The organism is Streptomyces sp. RP5T, assembly GCF_003933965.1.
Classification (GTDB): Bacteria; Actinomycetota; Actinomycetes; order Streptomycetales; family Streptomycetaceae; genus Streptomyces.
Genome location: NZ_RSAJ01000556.1, coordinates 1 through 5,493, shown reverse-complemented (window position 1 = coordinate 5,493; position 5,493 = coordinate 1). Strand labels below are relative to the sequence as shown.

Here is a 5,493-nt window from a genome sequence, read left to right as displayed (position 1 = left end):
GCGCTACAGGGCCCACCTGACCGTGGCGCGGAGCCGGGAGGCGGTGGACGCGGGGCCGTTTCTCGCCGTACTGGACGGCTTCACCAGCCGCACCTGGACCGTCGAGGAGCTGGCGCTGGTGCGCAGCAATCTGCCGACGTCAGGGGTGCCGGGGGAGCAGCCCCGCTACGAGGTGGTCGGGCGCTGGGCGCTCGACGGGGCCGGTTAGGCTCGACTCGTGGACCCGAAGACACGGAACCGGATCATGGCCGGTGTGCTGGTGATGATGTTCGTCGTTGTGGCGCTGGCTGCGGCGCTCGGCAGGTAGGGCTCGGGGAACCGCGGTCCGTCGTCGGCTGCCGCGCCGTCGTGGCCGGCCGCGCAGTTCCCCGCGCCCCTGGGGGTGCTGCCCCTACCGGGTTACCAGGCGAACGCCTCGGGCGACGGTCCGGGACCCGGGAAGATCTCGTCCAGGCCGGCCAGTACCTCCTCGCTCAGCTCCAGCTCCACCGCCCTGATCGCTGACTCCAGCTGTTCCGCCGTACGCGGGCCGACGATCGGGCCCGTGACGCCGGGACGGGTCAGCAGCCACGCCAGGGCCGCCTCGCCGGGCTCCAGACCGTGCTTCTCCAGCAGGTCCTCGTAGGACTGGATCTGTGCCCGCTTGGCCGGGTCGGCGAGGGTGTCCGCGGCCCGGCCGGAGGCGCGGCGGCCGCCCTGGACCTCCTTCTTGATGACCCCGCCCAGCAGACCGCCGTGCAGCGGCGACCACGGGATCACGCCGAGGCCGTACTCCTGGGCGGCCGGGATGACCTCCATCTCGGCGCGCCGCTCGGCCAGGTTGTAGAGGCACTGCTCGCTGACGAGGCCGATGGTGCCGCCCCGCCGGGCGGCGATCTCGTTGGCCTGGGCGATCTTGTAGCCGGGGAAGTTGGAGGACCCGACGTAGAGGATCTTGCCCTGCTGGACGAGGGTGTCGATCGCCTGCCAGATCTCCTCGAAGGGGGTGGCGCGGTCGACGTGGTGGAACTGGTAGATGTCGATGTGGTCGGTCCGAAGGCGCTTGAGCGAGGCGTCGACGGCGCGGCGGATGTTGACCGCGGAGAGCTTGTCGTGGTTGGGCCAGGCCTCGCCGTCCGCGGCCATGTTGCCGTAGACCTTGGTGGCGAGGACGACCTTGTCCCGGTGCGCGGCGCTCTTCGCGAACCAGCTGCCGATGATCTCCTCGGTACGGCCCTTGTTCTCACCCCACCCATACACGTTGGCGGTGTCGAAGTAGTTGATCCCCGCGTCGAGAGCCGAGTCCATGATCGCGTGGGAGTCGGTCTCGTCGGTCTGCGGGCCGAAGTTCATGGTGCCGAGGACGAGTCGGCTGACCTTGAGTCCGGTGCGTCCGAGCTGCGTGTACTTCATGGTGGTCAAGCCAACGCCTTGGAGTGGACTCCAGGCAAGCGCGGGCTTCGGGGGATTGCTCCCCGGTGGAAACGGGGGACAGCCGGAGGGAGTCCGGGCGGATCCGTCTCTAGCGTGCCGTGCATGACACGTATGGAGGGAATCCGGGCGACCCGGCGGAAGGTGCTGGCGCTCGGCACCACGGCGGCGGCCACGCCCTTACTGGGCCCGGGCCCGGCGCGGGCCCGGGAGGCGGGCGCCGCGGCCGGGGAGTTCGACGAGCTGGGCATCGGTGAACTGCGCGGGCTGATGGCCGCCGGGCGGCTCGACGCGGAGCGGCTCACGCGCTACTACCTGGAGCGGATCGAGCGCATCGACCCGCTGCTGCACGCGGTGATCGAGGTCAACCCGGACGCGCTGCGGGAGGCCGCGCGGCTGGACGCTGGCGGGCGCCCCCGGGGGCCGTTGCACGGTATGCCCGTGCTGCTGAAGGACCTGGTCGAGACCGCGGACCGGATGCACACCACGGCCGGATCGCTCGCCCTGGAGGGGCTGCGGCCCTCGCGGGACGCCACGGTCGCCGCCCGGCTGCGGGCCGCCGGCGCCGTCATCCTCGGCAAGACCAACCTCAGCGAGTGGGCGGGCGGCCTCTCGCTCACCCACCACGCCGGGTGGAGCGCGCGCGGCGGCCAGACCCGCAACCCGTACAAACTGGACCGCTCGCCCAACGAGTCCAGCTCCGGCACCGGCGCCGCCGTCGCGGCCAACCTGTGCGTCGCCGGGATCGGCACCGAGACCAACGGCTCGATCATCGACCCGTCGTCGGCGAACTGCGTCGTCGGGGTCAAACCGACCGTCGGGCTGGTCGGCCGGGGCGGGGTGATCCCCGGCGTGCCGAGCCAGGACAGCGTCGGCCCGATGGCACGTACGGTCCGGGACGCCGCGATCATGCTCGGCGCCCTGGTGGGGGTCGACGCCAGGGACCCGGCAACGGCGGCGAGCCGGGGCCACTTCCACCGCGACTACACGCGGTTCCTGGACCCGGACGGGCTGCGCGGGGCGCGGGTCGGTGTCCCGCGCAACGTCTACTTCGGCTACAGCGACCACGCCGACGACATCGCCGAGCGGGCGATCGGGGCGATGCGTGCGGCCGGGGCGGTGGTCGTCGACCCCGCGGACATCCCCACAGCCGGGCAACTGGAGGACCTGCCCGGCTCGACGGTCGTCCAGGCCTACGAGTTCAAGCACGCCCTGAACGCCTACCTGGCCGCGGCCGACGGTGAACTCCCGCGCGACCTGCAGGAGTTGATCGCCTTCAACCGCGAACACGCCGACCGCGAGCTGCGGTACGTACGGCAGGACGGACTGGAGGCGGTGGAGCGGCTGGACTTCTCGCGACGGGAGTACGAGGAGGCGCTCGCCGTCAACCGCCGGCTGTCACGGGCGGAGGGCATCGACGCGGTGCTGCGCCGGCACCGCCTCGACGCCCTCGTGATGCCGACGACCGGACCCCCGGCCAAGATCGACCTGATCCGCGGGGACACGTACGGCGGCGGCGCGTCCACGCCCGCGGCGCTCGCCGGGTATCCCGCGGTGAGCGTGCCGGCGGGGTTCGCGTTCGGGCTGCCGGTGGGGGTGACGTTCATGGGCACGGCGTGGAGCGAACCGGTCCTGCTGCGGCTCGCTCACGCCTACGAGCGGATCAGCAGGGCGCGGCGGGTGCCGGGGTACCGGCGGCCGGATGTGGGGTTCTGACTCCGGCTCAGGAGCGGGTAAGCCGACCTCGCGGTGGACCGCTCAGGGGGTGTGCAGGCTCGCGACGACGCCCCGGACGCGGGTGCCGTCCGGGGTGTTCCAGGCTCCGGTGACCTGGCCCGTCGCGCTCTCGGGGGCCGTGGGGCGCGGGCGCCGGTGCAGGCGCAGGAGGGTGCCGTCCGGGAGGGTGAGCGCGGTGCCGTCCTGGTCCTCGGTGACCTCGGCGGGGCCGGTGGGGAGGGCTGGGCCGGTGTAGGAGTGGGTGACCTCGTGGTCCGGGGTGTCGCTGATGCTCTGGGCCATGGCCTGGGCGCGGCCCTCGAACAGGGCGAGGAGCTCGGTGCGCAGGACCGGGTCGTGGGTGCCGTCGTAGGCCCAGCGGGGGCCCAGGACGCCGTGCTCCATGGTGCCGACGAGGGCGTGTTCGGCGCCGGGGAGGGGAGCGGAGCGGTAGGTGAGGGGGGCCAGGTAGGCGACGGGCTCGGGGCCGGAGGAGTCCACGGCCACCATGAACTCGATGCCGACCTCGCCCTCCGGGTCGTCCAGCCGGAAGCCGCCGGCCTTGGCCAACTCCGGTGTATTGGTGCCGGTGTACCACGGGCGGGTGGGCAGCCAGGTGGTGAGCAGTTCCAGCTTGGTGGGCTTGAGCGTGGTGTTGTGGATGATCGCCATGCGGCGGATTGTGTCAGTCAGTCGCGGGGGAACTCATCCGTTTTGAGGACGAGACCGACGACCGTGCCGGTGAGGTCCACGTCCTTGCCGAAAGGCACCCTGGTCTCGACCTCGTAGTCGCTGCCCTTGGGGTCGGTGTAGATGTGGCATCGCCCCTGATACGGATCCGCGATGACGTAGACCGGGACTTCGGCCGTGGCGTAGGCGGCCTTCTTCGGGCCGTAGTCGTTGGCCGCCGTGCCCTTGGAGATCACCTCGGCGACGAACTCGACGTCCGCATGGGACCAGTGGCCGTCCTTCGTCTTGGCGGCGCCTTCGGCCGTCACCGTCACGTCGGTCGCGAATCCGTTGAGGTGCCCCGGGTAGTCGATGCGCACGTCGGACTTCACGCGCTGGCGCGGGTACTTGGTCCGCAGCTGCTCGACGATGTCCAGGATGATCTCCCAGTGGGTGTCCCGCTGCGGCGACATGTAGACGGTCCCCTCGACGATCTCGACCTTGTATCCCTCGGGGACGGGCATCTTCTCGAGCCGCTCGAACATCTCGTCGAGGGTGCTCGTGTTGTCGCTCTCGGCCATCGCGATCCTGTCTTCGAGGACGGTCATCGTGGCGCTCCTCCCCGGCTGCCCCATGGACGACTGCAGCCGCGCGGTACAACGATACGTACGGTGCCGGGACACGGAGGCGCGCTCCGGGCCGGATGCCGGTCGTTCAGGTGGGGCTGTCCGCGGAGGGCTCGGGTTTCGGCGCCGGTTTCGTGTGGAGGACCTCGCGGGCCTGGTCCGCGGCGCGCGTGATGCTCTCGGAGACGAAGTCGAGGAAGCGGGCGATGTTCTCCATGCGGACGGCGGCCGGGGTCTCACGGCCGAGGACGCTCACGCCCTGCCGCGCGGTCTCGGCGAGCTGTATGGTGCCGCGGGCGCTGGCGATCATGGACTGGTACCAGACGTCGTCGTCGGCGACGTAGCGCTCGCGGCGCCGGTCGTCGCGTTCACGGCGGACCAGGCCCTGGTTCTCCAGATAGCTGATGGCCTTGGAGATGGACGCCGGGCTGACCTGGAGGCGCTGGACGAGTTCTGCGGCGGTCATGCTGCCGGAGTCGCTCGTGTAGAGGCAGGTCAGCACCCTCGCCATCATCTTGGGCGCGCCCGTCTGCATGAGGACGGTCGTGAAGGTCTCCTCGTACTCCCGCACCGCCTCGGGATCGCGCCCGTGGGACGGCGCGGGGGCCTGCGTTCCCCGGGGGGCGGCCTGCCGGCGGCGGTGGGCCCGGCGTTCGGCGGCACGGTGGGCGAGGTCGGCGCGGTAGGCGGTGGGGCCGCCGTTGCGCATGACCTCGCGGGTGACGGTCGAGGTGGGGCGTTCGAGACGGCGGGCGATCTCCGCGTAGGCGAGGCCGTCGGCCACTCCCAGCGCGATCTGCTGGCGTTCCTGCTGGCTGAGCCTGCCTCCCGGCATCGAGGTCTCCTTCGTGGTCCCTGGTGCCCGCAGCATAGCGTTCAGTCCAGTTCCATTGCAACGAAGGTGGGGCTGACGTTGCGTTGATTTCTCGCCCGTTGCAATGAAATTACCTCAACTAGCTGCAGAGATACGAGTCGTGCGCAACAAGCATGTTGCTCAACTCGTGAATGCAACGTAGCTTTTCGTTCATCGGAAACAGAGACGAACGCAGGAGCACCTGATGCAGAAGTTCGA

At 70.8% G+C, this 5,493-nt stretch carries 6 protein-coding genes; 2 read left to right on the top strand and 4 right to left on the bottom strand.

All coding sequences use genetic code 11. From position 1 onward, the window contains the following. A partial coding sequence (locus EHS43_RS36170; protein ID WP_369009067.1) for a 2'-5' RNA ligase family protein occupies positions 1 to 208 on the top strand: 208 nt, incomplete at its 5' end. A gap of 191 nt (positions 209 to 399) precedes the next feature. On the opposite strand, the gene EHS43_RS36165 is transcribed toward EHS43_RS36170, so the two are convergent. Beyond that, a complete protein-coding gene (locus EHS43_RS36165; protein WP_125194839.1) occupies positions 400 to 1,392 on the bottom strand; it encodes an aldo/keto reductase in 993 nt (330 codons plus the stop codon). Positions 1,393 to 1,524: 132 nt separating this feature from the next. On the opposite strand from EHS43_RS36165, the gene EHS43_RS36160 reads away from it, so the two are divergent. Then, the gene (locus EHS43_RS36160; RefSeq protein ID WP_125194838.1) at positions 1,525 to 3,126 is read left to right on the top strand and encodes an amidase; all 1,602 of its coding nucleotides are present in this window, start codon (positions 1,525 to 1,527) and stop codon (positions 3,124 to 3,126) included. 42 nt (positions 3,127 to 3,168) lie between these two features. Here the strand turns inward: EHS43_RS36160 and EHS43_RS36155 are convergent, their stop codons facing one another. The 3 genes from EHS43_RS36155 to EHS43_RS36145 all read right to left on the bottom strand — a co-directional run bounded on the left by EHS43_RS36155 (position 3,169) and on the right by EHS43_RS36145 (position 5,256). Then, entirely contained in the window at positions 3,169 to 3,798 is a 630-nt protein-coding gene (locus tag EHS43_RS36155) for a 1,4-alpha-glucan branching protein (protein WP_125194837.1), read from the bottom strand. 17 nt (positions 3,799 to 3,815) lie between these two features. Further along, on the bottom strand, positions 3,816 to 4,403 hold the full coding sequence (locus EHS43_RS36150; protein WP_125194836.1) for a Uma2 family endonuclease: 588 nt from the start codon (positions 4,401 to 4,403) through the stop codon (positions 3,816 to 3,818). Between the two features lie 106 nt (positions 4,404 to 4,509). Then, positions 4,510 to 5,256, bottom strand: coding sequence for a GbsR/MarR family transcriptional regulator (locus tag EHS43_RS36145; protein WP_125194835.1), 747 nt, complete (start codon positions 5,254 to 5,256; stop codon positions 4,510 to 4,512). Positions 5,257 to 5,493: the final 237 nt, after the last annotated feature.

Bases quoted from the DNA above. Each gene is read 5' to 3' on its own strand.
- EHS43_RS36160 (WP_125194838.1), top strand. From the start codon at position 1,525: ATGGAGGGAATCCGGGCGACCCGGCGGAAGGTGCTGGCGCTCGGCACC.
- EHS43_RS36165 (WP_125194839.1), bottom strand. From the start codon at position 1,392: ATGAAGTACACGCAGCTCGGACGCACCGGACTCAAGGTCAGCCGACTC.
- EHS43_RS36150 (WP_125194836.1), bottom strand. From the start codon at position 4,403: ATGACCGTCCTCGAAGACAGGATCGCGATGGCCGAGAGCGACAACACG.
- EHS43_RS36145 (WP_125194835.1), bottom strand. From the start codon at position 5,256: ATGCCGGGAGGCAGGCTCAGCCAGCAGGAACGCCAGCAGATCGCGCTG.
- EHS43_RS36155 (WP_125194837.1), bottom strand. From the start codon at position 3,798: ATGGCGATCATCCACAACACCACGCTCAAGCCCACCAAGCTGGAACTG.